Raw genomic sequence first — 18,953 nt, forward strand, 5'->3', positions numbered from 1 at the left:
CGCCCGCCGATGGTTATGCTGGGATAACGTCTATCCCACAATCGAGTGATCGGCGGGTGGAATGACCTGCCGGTTCGACCGATGGAAACAAGGTGAGAACCATGTCGACCCCGACACCGAAGCCGACCCCCCGTCCGTCGTCGCTGCCGCGTCCGCAGGCGGCACAGGTGGTCAATGCCAGCCATATCGACCACGACGCCGAGGTCGCTCGCGCGGTGACTCATGGTCGTGCCGATTCGGACGGCAATGTGTTCGTCACCACTCCGGAGGGCGAGCGTGCCGTCGGGCAGTACCCGGACGCCACTCCCGAAGAGGCTCTCGAGTACTTCGCGAAGAAGTACGTCGAACTCGCCGAGAGCGCGGTCCTGCTGCGCAACCGTCTCTCCGCCGGCGCTCCCGGCCGTGAGGTCGTGTCTGCGGCGAAGACGCTGCAGGAATCACTGCCGGAAGCCAACGTCGTCGGTGATCTCAAGGGGCTGAGCGCCACTCTCGACACCCTCATCTCCGATGCCGAGTCCACGGAGTCCCGTCAGGCGGCCCGGGCGCAGGCCGCGAAACTCGCCGCTGCCGAGGATCGTGAGGCTCTCGTCGTCGAGGCCGAGACCCTGGCCAAGCAGGATCCGTCGAAGATCCAGTGGAAGCAGTCGGGCGCGCGTCTGCGTGAGCTCTTCGCCCAGTGGAAGGACATGCAGCGCAGCGGACCCCGTCTGCCGCGTGCCGTCGATCAGGAGCTCTGGGGCAGGTTCTCGCAGGCTCGGAACACCTTCGAACACAAGCGCAAAGAGTTCTTCGCCGAGCTCGACAAGGTCAATGCCGAGGGCAAGCGGATCAAGGAGAAGATCGTCGCCGAGGCGGAGTCGCTGTCGGCCTCGACCGATTTCCGCACCGTGTCGCAGAAGTACAAGGACCTGATGAGCCAGTGGAAGCGCGCCCCGCGTGCTTCGCGCAAGGACGATGATGCACTGTGGGCACGGTTCCGTGCAGCACAGGACGTGTTCTTCTCCGCCCGTGATGCGGAGAATGCCGCTCTGGACGAGGAGTTCAAGGGAAACCTCGTCGTCAAGGAAGAGCTGCTGAAGAAGGCTCAGGCGCTGCTGCCGATCACCGACCCGGTGGCAGCCAAGCGCGAGCTGCGCACCATCCAGGACCAGTGGGAGGAAGCCGGCAAGGTCCCTCGCGCCGATGTCCCGCGGATGGAGAACGGTCTGCGCGATGTCGAACGCGCGCTCGCCGATGCCGAGGAAGCCGCGTGGCAGCGCAGCAACCCGGAGACGAAGGCCCGCACCTCGGGTGCGCTGAGTCAGCTCGACGAGTCGATCGTCGACCTCGAGAAGAAGCTCGAGGTTGCGAAGGCCGGGGGCGATGAGAAGACCGTCGCCGAGGCGCAGGAAGCTCTCGACGCTCGCCGCGCCTGGCGGGATCAGCTCGCCCAGACAGCCGCAGAACTCGACTGAGGCCGCAGTGCTCGGCTGAGGCCGCGGCGCTCGTCCACAGCTTCTGACGTTCGAGTCAGCACCTGTCCACAGGCGCTCTCCGAAGTCTTGTCAACGCCTCCACATCCGACGATAGTTCGGGTATGGAGGCGTTGTTTCATCTGCGGGACTTCGGGTACGAGCAGCTCACCGAGCTCACCCTCGACGGTCTGCTCATCCGACTGACCGAATCGACCTGGGTGCGCAAGGGTGCGATCCTCTCCCCCGCTGAGCGGATGGCCGCCCTGCATTCGCTCATCCCGCCCGGACTCGCGCTCTCCCACGACAGCGCCTGGTGGGTGCACCGCGGACTCGGCCGGGCTCCCGCTCCGCTGAGCTTCATCACGCTGCCCAGGCGCCGGTGGATCGCCGATGACGGTTTCGACGTCCACGAGACGAATCTGGCGCAAGATGATTGGTGCCTCATCGACGGGCTGCCGATCACCACGGAGGAACGCACGCTCTACGATCTGCTCTTCCCGCACTTCCGGAACTGGACCGCGGAGTCGCCGCGGTCGCTCAAGGGCATCATTGCGGAGATTCCCAGCGGTCTGCGCCACCGTCTCCGGGACTACCTCACCGAGGTGGCCCGTCGACCGTTCGTCGCTCAGATGCGCGCGGCGCTGGACAGAGAGGATCAGCCGCCGGAGATGCGGTAGACGTCGAAGACGCCTTCGACCTTGCGCACGGCCGAGAGCACAGTGTCGAGATGGCTGGCGTCACTCATCTCGAAGACGAACTTCGATTGCGCCACGCGGGCCCGGGAGGTGCCGACCGACGCCGACAGGATGTTCACATGGGTCTCGGTGAGCACCTTGGTGATATCGGAGAGCAGACCGGCACGGTCGAGGGCCTCGACCTGGATCTGGACGAGGTAGATTCCGCTCGTCTTCTCGCCCCACGAGACCTCGACCATGCGTTCGGGTTCACGTTTGAGTGAGGTGACGTTCGGGCAGTCGACGCGATGCACGGAGACTCCCGAACCGCGGGTGACGAAACCGAGGATCTCGTCTCCGGGCACCGGGGTGCAGCAGCGAGCCAGTTTGACGAGCACATCGTCGACGCCTTTGACGATGACGCCTTCGGACGAGGAATGGTGCCCTGAGGACTGTCCCGTGCGGTTGCGAGGCTCCGGTGGCAGCACGACCGACTCGTCGTCCTCCCCGACTTCCTTGGCCAGCAGATCGACGACGTGCTGAGCCGAAGACACGCCGTTGCCGATCGCGGCATAGAGGGCGCTGACATCGGGCAGACGCATCTCCGTGGCGACGACCTGGAGAGCTTCCTGGCTCATCAGCGAAGCGGCGGAGATCGTATGGCGGCGCATCGCCCGGGCGAGCTGTTCGCGACCGTTCTCGATCGCCTCTTCGCGGCGCTCCTTCGAGAACCACTGCCGGATCTTGCTGCGGGCACGTGGACTCTTGACGAAGCCGAGCCAGTCGCGGCTGGGGCCGGCGTTCTCGTCCTTCGAGGTGAAGACCTCGACGGAGTCCCCGTTCTTCAGCTCAGTGTCCAAAGCGACGAGGCGACCGTTGACGCGGGCACCCATCGTCTTGTGCCCGACCTCGGTGTGCACTGCGTAGGCGAAGTCGATGGGGGTGGCTCCCGACGGCAGGCTCATCACCTCGCCCTTGGGCGTGAAGACGTAGACTTCCTTCGAGTTCACCTCGTAGCGGAGGCTGTCGAGGAATTCGTCGGGGTCGGAGACCTCTCGCTGCCAGTCCAGCAGCTGTCGCAGCCAGGCGGCGTCGTCGACCTCACCGGCGTCGGAGACCTTCACCGAACGCGCGGTGTTCGAGGTCACGGCCTTCGACGACTTGTTGAGATCCTTGTACTTCCAGTGAGCGGCGACGCCGAATTCTGCACGGCGATCCATCTCGTGGGTCCGGATCTGGATTTCGACGGGCTTGCCGGCCGGCCCGATCACCGTGGTGTGCAGGCTCTGGTACATGTTGTACTTCGGCATCGCGATATAGTCCTTGAACCGTCCGGGAACAGGATTCCAGCGGGCGTGGACGATGCCGAGGGTGGCGTAGCATTCGCGTACGGATTCGACGAGGACGCGGACTCCGACGAGATCGTAGATGTCGGCGAACTCGTGTCCGCGCACGACCATCTTCTGATAGATCGAATAGTAGTGCTTGGGGCGCCCCGTGATGGAGGCGTCTATTCCGGATTCCTTGAGTTCGCCCTGGAGCTCCTCGGAGACCGTGGCCAGATACTTCTCACGCTCGGGAGCCCGATCCGCGACGAGTCGGACCACTTCGTCGTAGACCTTGGGATGGAGGACCTGGAAGGACAGGTCTTCGAGTTCCCATTTGATCGTGTTCATGCCCAGCCTGTGCGCCAGCGGGGCGAAGATGTCGAGGGTCTCGCGAGCCTTCTTCGTGCTTGACGAGGCGGGCACGAAGCGCCAGGTGCGCGCATTGTGCAGGCGGTCTGCGAGCTTGATGACGAGGACGCGGATGTCCTTGGCCATCGCGACGATCATCTTGCGCACGGTCTCGGACTGCGCGGCCTGCCCGTACGTGAGCTTGTCGAGCTTCGTCACCCCGTCGACCATGGCCGCGACTTCGGAGCCGAATTCCTCGGTGAGTTCGTCTAGCGAGTACGAAGTGTCTTCGACGGTGTCGTGCAGCAGAGCGGCGGCGAGCGTGACCGGCAGCATGCCGATCTCCGCAAGGATCGTCGCCACCGCGATGGGGTGGGTGATATAGGCATCACCGGACTTGCGAGTCTGCCCTCGGTGGGCCTCCTCGGCGACCTTGTAGGCCCGGACGACGAGGTCGATGTCCGCCTTCGGATGGTTCGACTGCAGGGCCCGGATCATCGGGCCGAGCACTCGCGGGTAGCCAGGGTTGTTCTGTGCCCTGGCCGCCCACCACGCTAAGCGGGAGATGCCTCGCGGACGGCGCGAATCAGCGGACGAAGCCACAACATCTCCTCTCTCGGGAATCAGACTTCGGCGTGTGTCACCGGTGGGACGTCTGCTCCCCCATCCTTCAAGCGTAGTTCACGCACGGCCTCCTCCTGTGCCTTGACCGCCGGTTCATTTGCCCGGAGGAGGGCGTAGAGGGGGCTCGCGACGAACAGCGTCGAAGCGGCTGCCACTATAGTACCGATGAACAGGGACAGTGAGATGTCGACCAGTGTTCCCGCGCCGAGCAGGAACACGCCGATGAAGAGGATCGAGGCGATCGGGAGCACCGACACCACTGAGGTGTTGATCGAGCGCACGGTCGTCTGATTCACACCGAGGTTGACGAGTTCTGAGAACTTGAGGTTCCGCTTCTCCTCGAATCGCGTCGTGTTCTCTCGGATCTTGTCGAAGACCACCACCGTGTCATAGAGCGAGAAGCTGAGCACGGTGAGGAAGCCGATGATGGCCTCCGGGGTGACTTCGAAGCCGGTGGCCGAGTAGATGCCCATGGTCACGATCATCACGACGAAGAGGCCGACGATCGCCGCGAGCGACATCTTCCAGGTGCGGAAGTACAGAGCCATGACGACGAGGGCGATGGCCACGAAGATGACGAGTGCGCGGATCATCTTCGACGTCACGTCCTGACCCCATTCGGGTCCGACGAACGTCGAGGTGACGTCTTCGACCTTCACGTCGTAGCCGGAGACGAGAGCGTCTCGGACTTCCTGCATCTGCGGGTCGGTGAGCTGGTTCGTCTCGATCTGGACGGCCGTGTCGCTGGTCGGCGTCAGGCGCGGCTCAGAACCGGAGACGACATCGTTGATGATGCCTTCCCCCTTGGCGGCCGACGTGTCGCTGACATGGTCGACCTGGAACTGCGAACCGCCCTTGAAGGCGATGCCGAAGTTGAAGCCGAAGATGAGCGGGACGAGCAGGGACAGGAGGACGAGGACTCCGGAGATGGCCAGCCACAGCTTCGCCTTGCCGACGAAGGGGATCGATGATTCGCCGCTGTGCAGGCGGTTGCCCCAGGCAAAGAACCGTTTCACTTGTCAGCCTCCTTACCGTCGTCAGCCGTCGAGTCTGTGACGGCATCGTCTTCCTCGGCCCGTCGGGCCGAGGCCTTCCGCTCGGCGATGGTCATTCCGCCCATCGCAGCAGCGGACTTCGCCGCTTTCGTGCTCTTCGACTTTGCGGACTTCGACTTCGTGGTCGTGGACCTGCCGGTCGCGGCCTTGTCTACCTTGGACGTCGTCGTGGTCTCCCCCGACTCGGACGCAGCTGCTGCAGCAGTCGTATCGGAGCTGTCGTCTGTGCTCATCCCGGCCTTGCGCATACGTGCCTTCTCGCGCCGCTTGGCTTCGGGAGTCTTGTCCTTGTCGTCGATGGACAGGTTGAGCGCTCCGCGGTAGGCGGCGGGTTTGACTCCGAGCAGACGCGGATCCATTCCGGACATCGGGTGGCCCTCGCCGAAGAACTTCGTGCGGGCCAGGAACTGCAGCATCGGGTGGGTGAACAGGAAGACGATGAGCACGTCGATGATCACGGTCAGGCCCAGGGTGAAGGCGAAGCCTCGCACCGAGCCGACGGCCAGGATGTAGAGAATGACCGCGGCGAGCATGTTCACTGCCTTCGAGGCGTAGATCGTGCGCTTGGCACGGTCCCAGCCGACCTCGACCGCGGAGAGCAGATTGCGACCGCTGCGCAGTTCGTCTCGGACACGTTCGAAGTAGACGATGAACGAGTCCGCCGCCATGCCGATTCCGATGATGATACCGGCGACACCGGCCAGGGACAGTCGGTAGCCGTATCTCCACGATGCCAAGAGCAGCAGCAGGTAGGTGAGCACACCGGCAACGACGAGGCTCGAGACGGTGACGAGGCCGAGCACCCGGTACTGCAGCAGCGAATAGACGACGACGAGGAGGAGTCCGACCATACCGGTGAGCAGACCGATCTTGAGGTAGTTCGAACCCAGGGTCGGTGAGATCTGGTCCTCGCTCTGGACCTGGAAGCTCAGCGGCAGCGAGCCGTTCTTGAGCTGGTTGGCCAGAGTCTGTGCCTCGTCGAGGGAGAAGTCGCCGGTGATCTGGGCGTTGCCGTCGTTGATCACCGCGTTCGAAGACGGAGCCGACAGCACGAGACCGTCGAGTTCGATCGCGAACTGGTTGTAGGGCTGCTGTTTGCCGGTGATGTCCGAGGTGATCTGCTTGAAGATCTCACGACCGGTGGAGTCGAAGGAGAGGTTGACGGCAGGGTTGTTGGTCTGCACGCCATTGGCTCCTGCGGCATAGCCGGCACTGGCATCGGCGAGGTGATCGCCGGAGAGTTCGACAGGCCCGAGGATGTACTTCGCCTGTCCGTCTTCGGAGCACGAGACGACCGGTTCGTCCGAGGGCTGCTGTTGGCCGCCCGTCCGGTTCTTCTTGTTCGTGCAGTCGAGCTCGGTGTACTCCTTGATGATCTTGTCGGACTGCCATTCGGAGGCGTCCTTCTCCGGATCGAAGAGGGGCCGCGGCGTCGAGTCGGTGACCTTCGTGCTGTCGCTCGATCCGCTGCCTTCTCCGGACTTCTCCGCGTCCTTGCTCTCCGACTCCGAAGATTTCGTCTCCTCGGAGGACTCGGCCGTCTTCTTCGTCTCGCCGCCGGCATTGACGACATCGCCGCCGCCGGACGGGGCCTGGTCCTCGCTCTGTCCATCGCCCTGCGAGTCGGCGCCGGTGAGGTCCTCGAGGCGTTTGCGCTCTTCGTCGCTCAGCCCGTCATCGCCACCCGATTCCTCGCCGCTCTTCTCCTGCTCCTTCTGGATCTGTTCCTGTGAACGCGGGTCACCGACCAGCGCCACACGACGGAAGACCAGCTGAGCAGACGAGCGGACGAGGTTTCGGGTCTCCTCGTCGGGGTTGCCCGGCAGATTCACGACGATGTTGCGGTCGCCCTGCGTCGTGATCTCGGCTTCGGAGACACCGGTCGAGTCGACGCGCTGGCGGATGATCGCCACGGCCTGATCGAGCTGCTCCTTGCTGATGTCCGTGCCCTTGGACACCTGCGGTTCCAGAATGATCGACGTTCCACCCTCGAGGTCGAGCGCGAGCTTCGGAGTCGTCGTGGCATTCGACCAGATGACACCGCCGGCGATGATTGCGGCAAGAACCAGAGTGATGATCGTCAGCCACAGGAAGCGCAAACCAGGGCGTGGTTTTTCTTCGATATCGGACACGTTTCAGCTTTCAGTCGGTAGAAGAGTGCGAGAACGGATCAGTTCTTCTTGTCGGAATCCGAATCAGTCGGGTCCGTGGACTCCGCAGCGGCGGAGTCGGCATCGGTCTCAGCGGCGGCCTCGATGTCGACGTCCTCGGACTCGGCGACTGCCCCGGCGTCGACGTCCTCGGTCTTCGCAGCGGACTCATCGGCGATGACGTCATCGGATGCGTCGTCCGGGGTGTCTTTCTCGGCGCGTTTGCGTTCGTTCATGGCGTCGAGCTCGGCGTCGGTGATGGCCGGCTTCTCGTCTGCGTCGACATCGGCATCGGCGGCGGGGGCGGCGGCGTCGGGAGCGTCGACGGGCGCTGCGGCCTGGTTGTTCTCGATCTGACCGATGGCCTGGCGGTGGACGCGCAGAACCGTGCCGGGACCCGACTCGATGGTCACCTGGTTGTTCTCTTCGTCGATGGAGAGCACGGTGCCGAAGACACCGAAGGTCGTCATCACGGTCGCGCCGGGCACGAGGCCCGATTTGATCTGCTCCGCACGCGCCTTCTGCTTACGCCGAGAATTGAACAGGAAAAAGATCAGCAGCGCGGCAAGCGCAAGAGGGATCAGCAAATCCACAGATATCAGCCTTTCATATGAATGAATCAGTGAACCAGCTTAGTTCGTCCTCACCTCTCATAGCGAACTCAAAGGCACGGTCAGAACTCATAGTTTGCTGGGATCTGCATTTTCAGGTGCTTCCAGGCCGCCGTGGTGGCCACACGTCCACGTGGGGTGCGACTGATCAGGCCCTCTCGGACGAGGTAGGGCTCGGACACGGTTTCGACTGTATCCGCTTCTTCGCCGACGGAGACGGCGAGGGTTCCCAATCCCACCGGGCCTCCGCCGAAGCGCTTGCACAGCACCTGCAGAACCGACCGGTCGAGGCGATCGAGACCGAGCTCGTCGACCTCGTAGACGCGCAGGGCATTGGTGGCGGCCTCCTCGTCGATGATTCCGCTCCCCCGCACCTGGGCCCAGTCGCGGACGCGGCGCAGCAGGCGATTCGCGATTCGCGGGGTTCCGCGGGAACGTGTGGAGATCTCTTCGAGCCCGGCGAGTTCGGCATCGATGCCGAGCATCCTGGCCGAACGCTTGAGAACCGTGAGCAGATCGGCGCTCGAATAGAAGTCGAGCAGGGCGGTGAAGCCGAAACGGTCACGCAGCGGCGCGGGCAGCAGACCGGATCGGGTGGTCGCCCCGACGAGGGTGAATTGCGGGAGGTCGAGCGGGATGGCGGTGGCACCTGGTCCTTTGCCGACGATGACGTCGACTCGGAAGTCCTCCATCGCCACGTACAGCATCTCCTCGGCGGCCCGGGCCATGCGGTGGATCTCGTCGATGAAGAGGACTTCACCTTCTTCGAGGGAGGACAGGATGGCTGCGAGGTCACCGGCGTGCTGGACGGCCGGGCCGGACGTCACTCGCAGGCTCGAATTCATCTCGTGGGCGATGATCATCGCCAGCGTGGTCTTGCCGAGCCCGGGAGGACCGGAGAGCAGCACATGGTCGGGTGCCTTCTGTCTGGCCTTCGCCGCGTCGAGGACGAGGGAGAGCTGCTCACGCACCTGCGGCTGGCCGATGAAGTCGGCCAGGCCCTTCGGACGCAGCGCCGCCTCGGCATCGCGTTCGGCCGTCTCGGCACGACCGGAGACGAGTCTCTCCTGTTCGGCTCCGGTCAGGTCCTGATCACCGAAGTCCACCTCATAGGAGTCGGGGTCGAACGAGCCTGTCATCTCTTCGCACCCAGAACCTTCAGAGCGGCCTTGAGGACCACGGAGGTGCCGGCATCAGCACCGGTCTCCTTGACGACGTCGGCGACGACGTCCTCAGCCTGCGCTTCCTTCCACCCGAGACCCACAAGAGCGTCGACGACCTGCTGGTTGCCGCCGCCGAAGGACAGAGTGGGTCCGGGAGAGGCAGCGGTGAGCTTCGGCAGTTTGTTCTCCAGCTCGAGGATGATGCGCGAGGCGCCCTTCTTCCCGATTCCGGGGACACGGGTGAGCGCGTTGGCATCCTGATTCGTGATCGCGGCGGCAAGTTCGTCAGGTCCCATCACCGAGAGGATCGCCATCGCCAGACGCGGACCGATTCCGGAGATCGACAGCAACACCTCGAAGGTGTGGTTCTCGTCCTCGGTGCCGAAGCCATAGAGGGTCATCGAGTCTTCGCGCACCACGAGGCTGGTGACCAGTTCGATCTCGGCGCCGTGCCGAGTCCCGGCCAAAGTGTCGGGGGTGACGTGGACCTTCCGGCCGACACCGTGGGTGAGAACGACGAGGTGGTCAGCTGCGATCCGATGCACCGTACCGCTGAGGAAACTGATCACGGACAGCCTTTCTTAAGGGGAACACGTGTACGAATCCAGGTTAGCAGGCACCCGCTCCCCCATGCTCACTTGGCGCGCCGCATGGCCTCGGCCCACTGCTGCTGGGCCTTCGTCAGCCCGCTTCCCTGCCTCCCGCCGGCCTTGCGCTCGGTCAGATCCTTATTTGCCCCCGGCGTCGATTGGGCCGACAGCGCGCCACGCCAGGAATGGCAGATCGCGATCGCCAGGGCGTCGGCGGCGTCGGCGGGCTTCGGCGGTGCGTCGAGACCGAGGATCCGCGTCACCATCGAGGTGACCTGCTTCTTGTCCGCACGGCCCGAACCGGTGATCGCAGCTTTGACCTCTGATGGGGTGTGCATGGCCACGGGCAGCCCGCGTCGGGCAGCCAATCCCATGGTCAGTCCCGATGCCTGGGCGGTGCCCATGATCGTGGACACATCGTTGCGGGCGAAGACGCGTTCGATGGCCACGACATCGGGACGGTACGTGTCCAACCAGCTGTCGAACGCCTCGGCGATGGCACCGAGACGGAGGTCGACGGAATCGGCCGAAGGAGTCCGCAAGACGTCGACGGCGACCATCTTCGCCTTCCGGGCGGGCAGGGTGTCGATGACACCGAGCCCGCACCGGGTCAGGCCGGGATCAACACCGAGGATGCGCATCAGGCATCGAGTTCGGCGAGGACCTCATCGCTGACATCGGCGTTCGAGTAGACGTTCTGCACCTCGTCGCTGTCTTCAAGCGCATCGATGAGGGAGAAGACCTTGCTCGCGGTCTCTGCGTCGAGGCTGACCTCGAGTTCGGGCACGAAGGAGGCCTCGGCCGAGTCGTAGTCGATTCCGGCGTCGACGAGGGCCGTACGCACGGCCACGAGGTCGGTGGCCTCGCAGATGATCTCGAACTTCTCGCCGACTTCCTTGACCTCTTCGGCTCCGGCGTCCATGGTCGCCAGCAGAATGGCCTCTTCGTCGGTCTCCTCAGCGCCCACGGTGATGACGCCCTTGCGGTTGAAGTTGTACGTCACCGAACCGGGATCGGCCATCGAACCGCCGTTGCGGGTCACGGCCACGCGCACCTCGGAGGCGGCGCGGTTGCGGTTGTCGGTGAGACATTCGATGAGCAGTGCCACACCGCCGGCGGCGTAGCCTTCGTACATGATCGTCTCGTAGTTGACTCCGGAGCCGTCGAGACCGCCGCCGCGCTTGACCGCACGGGTGATGTTGTCCGCGGGAACCGAGTTCTTCTTCGCCTTCTGGATCGCATCGAACAGCGTCGGGTTGCCGTCGGGGTCGGGTCCACCGTTGCGTGCGGCCACCTCGATGTTCTTGATCAGCTTGGCAAAGAGCTTGCCGCGCTTGGCATCGATGGCAGCCTTCTTGTGTTTAGTCGTTGCCCATTTGGAATGACCTGACACTGGTGTTCCTTCCTGTAGTTACAGCCTCTCAAGTCTATACGCTGACCGCGCCGACTCGTGCAGACTTCCCGTTCGCGATTCCGTGCGGACTCCCACCGGACCGCACTGCGGACCTGCACAGGACCGCGATCGTGAGCTCAGTCGATGACAAGCGGCACGTCGGGAACGGACCCGGCGGTGGCCAGGTCGATGAGGCCGAGGAGGTTCTTCGGGTAGATCGTCTCCGTCGTGGCCAGGAGCTCCTCCCGGGTCCACCAGCGGAATTCGAGCAGGCTGCGCTTCTCGATGTCCGTCCAGACCGCGTCTTCGAGCTCGATGTCCTCGCTGGTGCGGAACGCGAAGTAGGTTTCGACCTGGCGCAGCGACTTCTCCGTGAATTCGAAGACCTCGTCGCGCGTGGCCAAGGGACCGATGAGTTCGTGAGGTTCGCATTCGATCCCGGTCTCCTCGGCCAGTTCCCGGGCCGCCGTCTGCGCTGCCGACTCGCCGAGTTCGGAACCGCCTCCGCAGGTCATCCACCATTGGTGGCTGGGGGTCAGCAGATCCTGGGCACGGATCAGGAGAACCTCGTCGCGCTCATTGAGTAATACGACCCGTGAGGCTTTACGAGGTTTCATGTTTCTCCAGTGGTCGGCGGCGAAGGGAGGCAAGTGTTTGCAGAATAATGACGCTGGGGGATTTCGGCAAGAGCGCGACAGCGGCCCAGAGAACGATATCGGCTCTGCGCGGTCCCGGCCAACTCGGCGCTCATGACGCGGAGTCGGCCGCTGCGGCCACAGCGGGATCAGCTGCCTCAGGACGATGTCGGCCATCCTGTGACTGTTCCCGATCTTCGCCGCCCAGACGGCGATCCCACCAGTCGAGGATGGCTTCGAAGCGCTGCCTGCGGTGGCGGGGCTGCCCGGCCCGGGAGAGCTCGTGGTTCTCCCCGGGGAAGATGAGCATCTCGGTGTCGACCCCGGATCTCTGGAGGGCCGCATAATACTGCTGTGCCTGCTCCAGCGGGCAGCGCAGATCGAGTTCCGAGTGCATCACCAAGGTCGGTGTGCCGACCTGTGGAGCGTGGGCCAGAGGTGATTGGGCCGCGATCGCCTCACTGCTGCGGCTCGTGTACTCCTCGGTGAAGAAGCGGCCGATGTCGGAGGTCCCGACGAAGCTGTCGGGGTCGAGGTAGCCGCGTTCGACGATGGCGGCGCGGAAGCGATGGTCCGCGGCGATCGTCATGGCTGTGAGATATCCCCCATACGATCCGCCCTGGATGCCCAGACGGCTGCGGTCGAGGGAGGGATCGAGGTCGAGGGCATGGTCGAGGACGGCGAGCACATCGGCCATTGCCGGAGCCGCCATGTCTCCCTGGACGGCGGTCCCCCAGCTGCGGGTCCGTCCGCCGGATCCGCGCGGGTTCGAGAACACGACGGCGTAACCTGCGGACGTGAGCACCTGGGTCTCGTCGAACCACGAATGCGTGTATTGGGCGAAGGGCCCGCCGTGGATGTTGAGGATGACGGGGAACGGCCCGTCGCCGTGCGGTTTGGCCAGCCAGCCGGTGATCGTCCCGGAATCGCCTGGCACCCGCAGCACCTGGGGAAGGACGGAGTTCGCCGGTGCCGGATGCTCCTTGACGATGACAGAGGACCCCAGCGCCGAGGCGGCCCCGGAATCCGCGGGCCCGCCGAGGGCGATACGGCCGAGCACGGCCGGAGAGTGCGGTGTCGATCCGGTGAAGACGAGCGTTTCCTCGTCGGCGTCGAAGCCGTTGACGACGGTGGTGTCGTCGGTGAGGAACTCGAGGTCGTTCACGCCGATCTCTGCGGCGTCGAGGCCGATGCGAACGATCCGGGTGGCCCCGTCTGTGTCGACGACGGCGATGACCGCTCCCCCGTGGATCTGCGGCGGGATCGGTGCCAGCGCCACGGTCTCCGGGTCGGTCAGCCGCCTCGTGGAGCCGGTCGATACGGTGTGGATGAAGAGCCCGGGCATCTGGCCGACGAAGTCGAGTTCGTCACGGGTCAGTGCGTTGCCGATCAGCACAACGGTGTCTTCGTCGAGCCACCGGTGCAGACCGATGTCCATGGACGGCAGCTCGAGTGGCGTCGGCGCCTCTCCCCCGAGCAGCCAGACCGTCGAGCGCAGGTCGGGCTGCCCCTGGTCGGAGTGGAGCGCGGAGACCACGGACGCTCGCGTGCCGACCGGGGAGAACTGCGGATCGTGGACGTCGCTGTCCGGGGTCGTCAGCAGAGTCGACAGCGGAACTTCGGACGCCCCGCGCAGGCCCACGGTGCCGAGACCGGGTTCGGCGAGGTCGACGAGGAAGGCGCGGGCCGGACGGTCGTTCGTATAGCCGAGGCCGTTGGCCAGGTAGGAGGCCGTGGTGATCCGGCGTGGAGCTTCTTCGGCCGCCGGAATGGCATCGTCGAGCCCGTAACGTCCGGGTTCGGCGACGCGGGCGACGTAGAGGGCCCTGGAACGGGTGTCGTCGAGGGCGAATTCGGACACGCCGAGGTGGTTGTCCGTGATCTGGTGTGCCGTCTCCAGGCTGTCGCCGACGAAGAGCTGCGGGGCGGCTTTCTTCTCCGCGCTCAGGTACCCGGACCAATTCAGGCCGCACTCTGGATTCGAGTCCGACCATGAGTGAGTCAGCCGTCTGGAGTTGTCGTCGCTCAAGGAGAACAGCTGGGAGAGGTAGCTGTTGGACTCGAGGTCGGGTCGTCGGATCGTGATGACGGCGTCGTCGCCGCGCAGCACGGGTGAGGAGTACTCGGCAAGAGTGCCGAGGTCTTCAGGATTCATCTGTTCCATTCCTTTTTGAGCCGTGCCTGCACATCGGCGTGCACTTGCGGCAGGGCTTTGGTCTGGGCGATCACGGGCAGGAAGTTCGCGTCTCCGCCCCAGCGCGGGACGACGTGCTGGTGCAGGTGGGCGGCGATGCCTGCGCCGGCCACGGGTCCCTGGTTCATGCCAAGGTTGAATCCGTGAGGTCCGGATACGGCCCGGATGACGCGCATCGCCTTCTGCGTGAACTCGGCGAGTTCGACGGTCTCCTCTTGGGTCAGATCCGTGTAGTCGGCCACGTGACGATAGGGGCAGATGAGCAGGTGGCCCGGGTTGTACGGGTAGAGGTTGAGCACCGCGTACACGTGCTGACCGCGGGCGACGATGAGTCCGTCCTCGTCGGTCTTCGACGGCGCAGTGCAGAACGGGCACTCCTCGGCGCGGTCGTCCTTCGGTTTGTCCTGTCCGTCGATGTAGACCATCCGGTGCGGGGTCCACAGACGCTGGAATCCGTCGGGTTCCCCGGGGAACCCGGCGGCAGCCTCGGGGTAGGGAATCCCTTCGCCGAGGCGGCCGTCCGAGTTCTCTGCTGCGGTTCGGCTGTCGTCGCCTCCGCTCATACCTGGGCCTTGGTCTCTATCGCGTCGAGGATCCGTCGCACCGCCTCGGCGACGGGGACGCCGTTCTCCTGTTCGCCGTTGCGGAAGCGGAAGGACACGGCACCGGCGTCGCGGTCCTCTCCGCCAGCGATGAGGGTGAAGGGCACCTTCGACTTCGAGGCGTTGCGGATCTTCTTCGGGAATCGGTCGTCGCTGTCGTCGATCTCGACGCGGACCCCGGACCTGCGCAGCTGGTCGGCCACCTCGGCGAGGTAGTCGTTGAACTCATCGGCCACGGGGATGCAGGCCACCTGCACGGGCGCCAGCCACACGGGGAAGGCACCGGCATAGTGCTCGGTGAGCACGCCGAGGAAGCGTTCGATGGAACCGAACTTCGCCGAATGGATCATCACCGGCTGTTTGCGGGAGCCGTCGGCTGCGACGTATTCGAGTCCGAAGCGCTCGGGCTGGTTGAAGTCGAGCTGGACGGTCGACATCTGCCAGGTGCGGCCGATGGCGTCGCGGGCCTGGACGGAGATCTTCGGGCCGTAGAAGGCGGCGCCGCCCGGGTCGGGGACGAGTTCGAGCCCGGTCTCCTGAGCGACCTCCTCGAGCACGCTGGTGGCTTCGGCCCACTGTTCGTCGGAGCCGATGAACTTGTCGGCCTTCTTTCCGTCCTCGTCGCGGGTGGAAAGTTCGAGGTAGAAGTCGTCGAGGCCGAAGTCGCGCAGCAGGCTGAGCACGAAGTTCAGCAGGTGGCGGATCTCCTTGCCCGCGTCTTCCTGTGCCACATAGGAGTGGGAGTCATCCTGGGTCAGGGCGCGGACCCGCGTGAGGCCATGGATGACTCCGGATGCCTCGTCACGGTAGACGGTGCCGAACTCGAACAGCCGCAGCGGCAGGTCGCGATAGGAGCGGCCTCTGGAGCGGTAGATCAGGTTGTGCATGGGGCAGTTCATGGCCTTGAGCCGGTAGGGAGTGCCCTCCTTGACGACTTCGCCGGACTCGTCGCGGACCTCGTCGACGGACATCGCCGGGAACATGTTCTCCCCGTAGTAGGGCAGGTGTCCGGAGGTGTAGTACAGCGTCTCTTTCGAGATGTGCGGGGTCCCGACGTATTCGAAGCCCTCGTCGATATGACGGGCGCGGACGTAGTCCTCCATCTCGCGTTTGATGACCCCGCCCTTGGGGTGGAAGACGGGCAGGCCGGAGCCGAGCTCTTCGGGGAACGAGAACAGGTCCATCTCGGCACCGAGCTTGCGATGGTCGCGACGCTCGGCTTCGGCGATGCGGTCTTGGTAGGCCTTGAGGTCGTCCTTCGACGCCCAGGCGGTTCCGTAGACGCGCTGCAGGCTCGCATTCGCCTGGTCGCCGCGCCAATAGGCCGCCGAGGATCGGGTGATGGCGAAGCCGTTGCCGATGAGCTTGGTGTTGGGCAGGTGGGGGCCGCGGCAGAGGTCCTGCCAGACGACCTCGCCCTTGCGGTCAACGTTCTCGTAGACGGTGAGTTCACCGCCGCCGACCTCGACAGAGGTCTCCTCGTCGCCGCCCTTGCCCTTGTCGTTGATGAGTTCGAGCTTGTACGGTTCGTCGGCCATCCGCTCGCGGGCTTCCTCTTCGGAGACGACGACGCGGTTGAAGGTCTGACCGGACTTGACGATCTGGGCGGCCTTCTTCTGAATCGCCTTGAGGTCCTCAGGGGTGAAGGGTTCGGCGGCGTCGAAATCGAAGTAGTAGCCGTCGGTGATGTAGGGCCCGATGCCGAGCTTGGTTCCGGGGAAGAGCTCCTGGACGGCCTGAGCGGTGACGTGACCGGTGGAGTGGCGCAGGATGTCGAGTCCGGCGTCGGAGTCGATGGTGATCGGAGCGATCCGGTCTCCTGACTGCAGCTCGCGGCTGAGGTCGGCGGGTTCGCCGTTCAGCCACATGGCGACGACTGTGCGGTCGGTGGAGAAGATCTCCGTTCCGGTCAGACCCTCTTTCCAGGGAATGCTTTCGCCCGCGCAGTCGATGCTGTCTGCCACTGATCTTCTCCGTTCGTCATGTGTTCATTCGACCGGCCCTTTCGGTGGGCTGGTCATCCTCAGATTCTAGTACCAATTCGCTTGTGACAAATCAGTTGGGTGGCAGTCGAATGACTGCCACCCACACTGAGTCTGTCGAAGCCTGTGCCCGGGGCGTCAGGGCCGAAAGGGCCTTGTCACCTCGGGGAACAGGGTGTCACTGCTTGTAGAACTCGAAGTCAGTGCCCTTGCCGAGGTCGTCGATGAGTTCGAGCTTGAGGTGCATGCCATCGATTTCGGCCTTGGGGACGGCGTAGGCGAATTCATAGGTCGTTTCGCCGCCGGCAGGAACCGGATCGGTGAAGGCCAGAGAGCCCTTGTAGTTTCCGCCGTCGAAGACGTCGTCATATTCCGTGCTGCCGCCGTTGTTGGCAGTCAGGTTCGTGAGAGTCATCTCGACATCGGAGCTCGAGTTGTTCTTCACGGTCATCGTCACGATGGCGATCTCACCATTGGTCGATTCGGCTCCGGAGGCGGACGACGATGCGGTGCCCTCGCGGACACTGATCTGGGCAGTGACGTCGGTGCCGATCTCGACCTCGCCGGCCTGAGCAGGAGCGGCGTCTCCGCCGTCGGAGCCGCCGGAGCCCTGGCTCGGATCCTGTCCAGCACCCTGGCTCGGGTCGGCGGGGGCGGATGAGCTGGCAGCCTCTTCGGCTGCGTTGAAGATGAAGGCACCGAACATGACGGTCGCGACGATCGAGATGATCGCGATGACTACCGAGAGAAAACCGAGGACGATACCGGTGATGTTGAGGCCCTTGTTGCTGGCCAAGTTCTTCTTGACCGCGGAGAGCCCGACGAAGCCGAAGATCACCGCTGCGATACCGAAGATCGCGCCGATACCGAAGAAGAACGATCCGAGGACGCCGACGATGCCGCCGATGAGGGCGAGGATGCCCCAGATGTTCTTCGAGGTGTTGCCGCCCGACCCGGATGGGTACTGGCCGTAGCCGGAGTTGGGATTGGCCGGAATGAACTGATCGGAGGATCCGTCGGCACCGGCGTAGGCCGGCTGCTGACCATACTGGTTGGCGTCGTATCCCTGCGCGTTGGTGTCGTAGGGGTTCTGTCCGTACTGGTTGTCCCCGTACTGATTCTGGTCAGGCTGACCCTGACCGTACTGGTTCTGATTGTTCGGGTCCTGGCCGTACTGGTTCTGGCCATACTGATTCTGATCGTTCGACGCACCGTAGTTCGGCTGGGAGCCGTACTGGGGAGCCTGCTGTCCGTACTGCTGCGAGCCGTCGTTGCCGCCCTGACCGTAGTTCGGCTGCGAACCATTGGGCTGGTCGCCCGACGATCCGTACTGCTGACCGGGCTGCCCCGAACCGTACTGACCGGGCTGCTGACCGGCATTCTGATCGTTGCCGTAGTTGGGGGCATTCGGCGGCTGGTTGTTCGGGTTCTGCCCGTTGGGGTTGTTGGGCGAACCGTCACCCGAACCGTACGGGTTCTGAGGAGTAGACATAGGTGCTCCGAGTCATCGTCGTTTAGTACAACACCTAGCGTACTAGCAAACCCCTTTGATACCGCATGCTGACCGCGTTTCAGTCCTGGAACACGGTGAACTAAACGTACACAATCCAGTTTCGCGGGTTCAGCCCAGCTTAGAGTGAACAGCCCTGTTTCAAACATAGGCTATTCGCCCAAAAGTGAGCTATTGCGAAAGAAACTCAAGCGTGAATGCACGAAGCCCCGAGTGGAACACTCGGGGCTTCTTCTGTGCGCGATACTGGGATCGAACCAGTGACCTCTTCCGTGTCAGGGAAGCGCGCTACCGCTGCGCCAATCGCGCTCTATTCATTTGTTGCACCGGAACCCGAGGGTCCCTGTGCGCGATACTGGGATCGAACCAGTGACCTCTTCCGTGTGAAGGAAGCGCGCTACCGCTGCGCCAATCGCGCTGGTCAACCGACATTCCTGCCGGTCATCCGAGGTGGCGACGGGATTCGAACCCGTGTATACGGCTTTGCAGGCCGCTGCCTCGCCTCTCGGCCACGCCACCGCCAAGGCAGTGCCATGACGCCTCCGAGCGGATGACGGGACTCGAACCCGCGACCCTCACCTTGGCAAGGTGATGCTCTACCAACTGAGCCACATCCGCATTTTTCGCTGCCCGGTTTCCC

15 protein-coding genes and 4 tRNA genes are annotated in these 18,953 nt (G+C 64.2%); 2 read left to right on the forward strand and 17 right to left on the reverse strand.

Features of this window, described 5'->3' with window-relative positions; all coding sequences use genetic code 11:
* The first annotated feature begins 101 nt into the window (after positions 1-101).
* A complete protein-coding gene (locus tag HK108_RS03895) occupies positions 102-1,454 on the forward strand; it encodes a DUF349 domain-containing protein (protein WP_181270551.1) in 1,353 nt (450 codons plus the stop codon).
* Positions 1,455-1,576: 122 nt separating this feature from the next.
* Complete coding sequence (locus HK108_RS03900) at positions 1,577-2,131, forward strand: hypothetical protein (protein ID WP_181270552.1); 555 nt, start codon at positions 1,577-1,579, stop codon at positions 2,129-2,131.
* Here the strand turns inward: HK108_RS03900 and HK108_RS03905 are convergent.
* The 17 genes from HK108_RS03905 to HK108_RS03985 form a co-directional block, all read right to left on the reverse strand.
* Complete coding sequence (locus HK108_RS03905; RefSeq protein WP_139467351.1) at positions 2,110-4,407, reverse strand: RelA/SpoT family protein; 2,298 nt, start codon at positions 4,405-4,407, stop codon at positions 2,110-2,112. The two genes, HK108_RS03900 and HK108_RS03905, sit on opposite strands and share 22 nt — an antisense overlap.
* A 20-nt stretch (positions 4,408-4,427) precedes the next feature.
* Complete coding sequence (gene secF / locus HK108_RS03910; protein ID WP_139908127.1) at positions 4,428-5,444, reverse strand: protein translocase subunit SecF; 1,017 nt, start codon at positions 5,442-5,444, stop codon at positions 4,428-4,430.
* Positions 5,441-7,615: a protein translocase subunit SecD gene (gene secD, locus HK108_RS03915; protein WP_229663937.1), complete on the reverse strand. Its 2,175-nt coding sequence runs from the start codon at positions 7,613-7,615 to the stop codon at positions 5,441-5,443. Before secD ends, secF begins: the two co-directional genes overlap by 4 nt.
* 38 nt (positions 7,616-7,653) lie before the next feature.
* Positions 7,654-8,226 carry a preprotein translocase subunit YajC gene (gene yajC / locus HK108_RS03920; RefSeq protein ID WP_229663938.1) on the reverse strand — a complete coding sequence of 191 codons (573 nt, stop codon included), beginning with the start codon at positions 8,224-8,226 and terminating at the stop codon, positions 7,654-7,656.
* A gap of 80 nt (positions 8,227-8,306) precedes the next feature.
* Positions 8,307-9,383, reverse strand: coding sequence for a Holliday junction branch migration DNA helicase RuvB (gene ruvB, locus HK108_RS03925; RefSeq protein WP_139467353.1), 1,077 nt, complete (start codon positions 9,381-9,383; stop codon positions 8,307-8,309).
* Entirely contained in the window at positions 9,380-9,976 is a 597-nt protein-coding gene (gene ruvA, locus HK108_RS03930) for a Holliday junction branch migration protein RuvA (protein ID WP_181270553.1), read from the reverse strand. The genes ruvB and ruvA overlap by 4 nt, the downstream gene beginning before the upstream one ends.
* A 65-nt stretch (positions 9,977-10,041) precedes the next feature.
* Positions 10,042-10,638 carry a crossover junction endodeoxyribonuclease RuvC gene (gene ruvC, locus HK108_RS03935; RefSeq protein ID WP_139908129.1) on the reverse strand — a complete coding sequence of 199 codons (597 nt, stop codon included), beginning with the start codon at positions 10,636-10,638 and terminating at the stop codon, positions 10,042-10,044.
* Positions 10,638-11,390 carry a YebC/PmpR family DNA-binding transcriptional regulator gene (locus HK108_RS03940; RefSeq protein ID WP_139467356.1) on the reverse strand — a complete coding sequence of 251 codons (753 nt, stop codon included), beginning with the start codon at positions 11,388-11,390 and terminating at the stop codon, positions 10,638-10,640. Before HK108_RS03940 ends, ruvC begins: the two co-directional genes overlap by 1 nt.
* A 137-nt stretch (positions 11,391-11,527) precedes the next feature.
* Positions 11,528-12,007 carry an NUDIX hydrolase gene (locus HK108_RS03945; protein WP_062242804.1) on the reverse strand — a complete coding sequence of 160 codons (480 nt, stop codon included), beginning with the start codon at positions 12,005-12,007 and terminating at the stop codon, positions 11,528-11,530.
* Between the two features lie 130 nt (positions 12,008-12,137).
* Entirely contained in the window at positions 12,138-14,180 is a 2,043-nt protein-coding gene (locus tag HK108_RS03950) for an alpha/beta hydrolase family protein (RefSeq protein ID WP_181270554.1), read from the reverse strand.
* Positions 14,177-14,782: an HIT family protein gene (locus HK108_RS03955; RefSeq protein WP_139467358.1), complete on the reverse strand. Its 606-nt coding sequence runs from the start codon at positions 14,780-14,782 to the stop codon at positions 14,177-14,179. The genes HK108_RS03950 and HK108_RS03955 overlap by 4 nt, the downstream gene beginning before the upstream one ends.
* The gene (gene thrS / locus HK108_RS03960; protein ID WP_181270555.1) at positions 14,779-16,785 is read right to left on the reverse strand and encodes a threonine--tRNA ligase; all 2,007 of its coding nucleotides are present in this window, start codon (positions 16,783-16,785) and stop codon (positions 14,779-14,781) included. The genes HK108_RS03955 and thrS overlap by 4 nt, the downstream gene beginning before the upstream one ends.
* Positions 16,786-16,981: 196 nt before the next feature.
* The gene (locus tag HK108_RS03965) at positions 16,982-18,295 is read right to left on the reverse strand and encodes a DUF4190 domain-containing protein (protein ID WP_181270556.1); all 1,314 of its coding nucleotides are present in this window, start codon (positions 18,293-18,295) and stop codon (positions 16,982-16,984) included.
* A gap of 255 nt (positions 18,296-18,550) precedes the next feature.
* A tRNA-Val gene (locus tag HK108_RS03970) sits at positions 18,551-18,622 on the reverse strand.
* A gap of 37 nt (positions 18,623-18,659) precedes the next feature.
* Positions 18,660-18,731: transfer RNA gene (locus tag HK108_RS03975), tRNA-Val, on the reverse strand.
* Between the two features lie 30 nt (positions 18,732-18,761).
* Positions 18,762-18,832: transfer RNA gene (locus HK108_RS03980), tRNA-Cys, on the reverse strand.
* A 26-nt stretch (positions 18,833-18,858) separates the two neighbouring features.
* Positions 18,859-18,931: transfer RNA gene (locus HK108_RS03985), tRNA-Gly, on the reverse strand.
* Positions 18,932-18,953: the final 22 nt, after the last annotated feature.

It is taken from the genome of Brevibacterium sediminis (assembly GCF_013623905.1).
Lineage (GTDB): Bacteria > Actinomycetota > Actinomycetes > Actinomycetales > Brevibacteriaceae > Brevibacterium > Brevibacterium sediminis.

Bases quoted from the DNA above. Each gene is read 5' to 3' on its own strand.
- HK108_RS03895 (WP_181270551.1), top strand. From the start codon at position 102: ATGTCGACCCCGACACCGAAGCCGACCCCCCGTCCGTCGTCGCTGCCG.
- HK108_RS03900 (WP_181270552.1), top strand. From the start codon at position 1,577: ATGGAGGCGTTGTTTCATCTGCGGGACTTCGGGTACGAGCAGCTCACC.
- ruvB (WP_139467353.1), bottom strand. From the start codon at position 9,383: ATGACAGGCTCGTTCGACCCCGACTCCTATGAGGTGGACTTCGGTGAT.
- ruvC (WP_139908129.1), bottom strand. From the start codon at position 10,638: ATGCGCATCCTCGGTGTTGATCCCGGCCTGACCCGGTGCGGGCTCGGT.
- HK108_RS03945 (WP_062242804.1), bottom strand. From the start codon at position 12,007: ATGAAACCTCGTAAAGCCTCACGGGTCGTATTACTCAATGAGCGCGAC.
- HK108_RS03950 (WP_181270554.1), bottom strand. From the start codon at position 14,180: ATGAATCCTGAAGACCTCGGCACTCTTGCCGAGTACTCCTCACCCGTG.
- HK108_RS03955 (WP_139467358.1), bottom strand. From the start codon at position 14,782: ATGAGCGGAGGCGACGACAGCCGAACCGCAGCAGAGAACTCGGACGGC.
- HK108_RS03965 (WP_181270556.1), bottom strand. From the start codon at position 18,295: ATGTCTACTCCTCAGAACCCGTACGGTTCGGGTGACGGTTCGCCCAAC.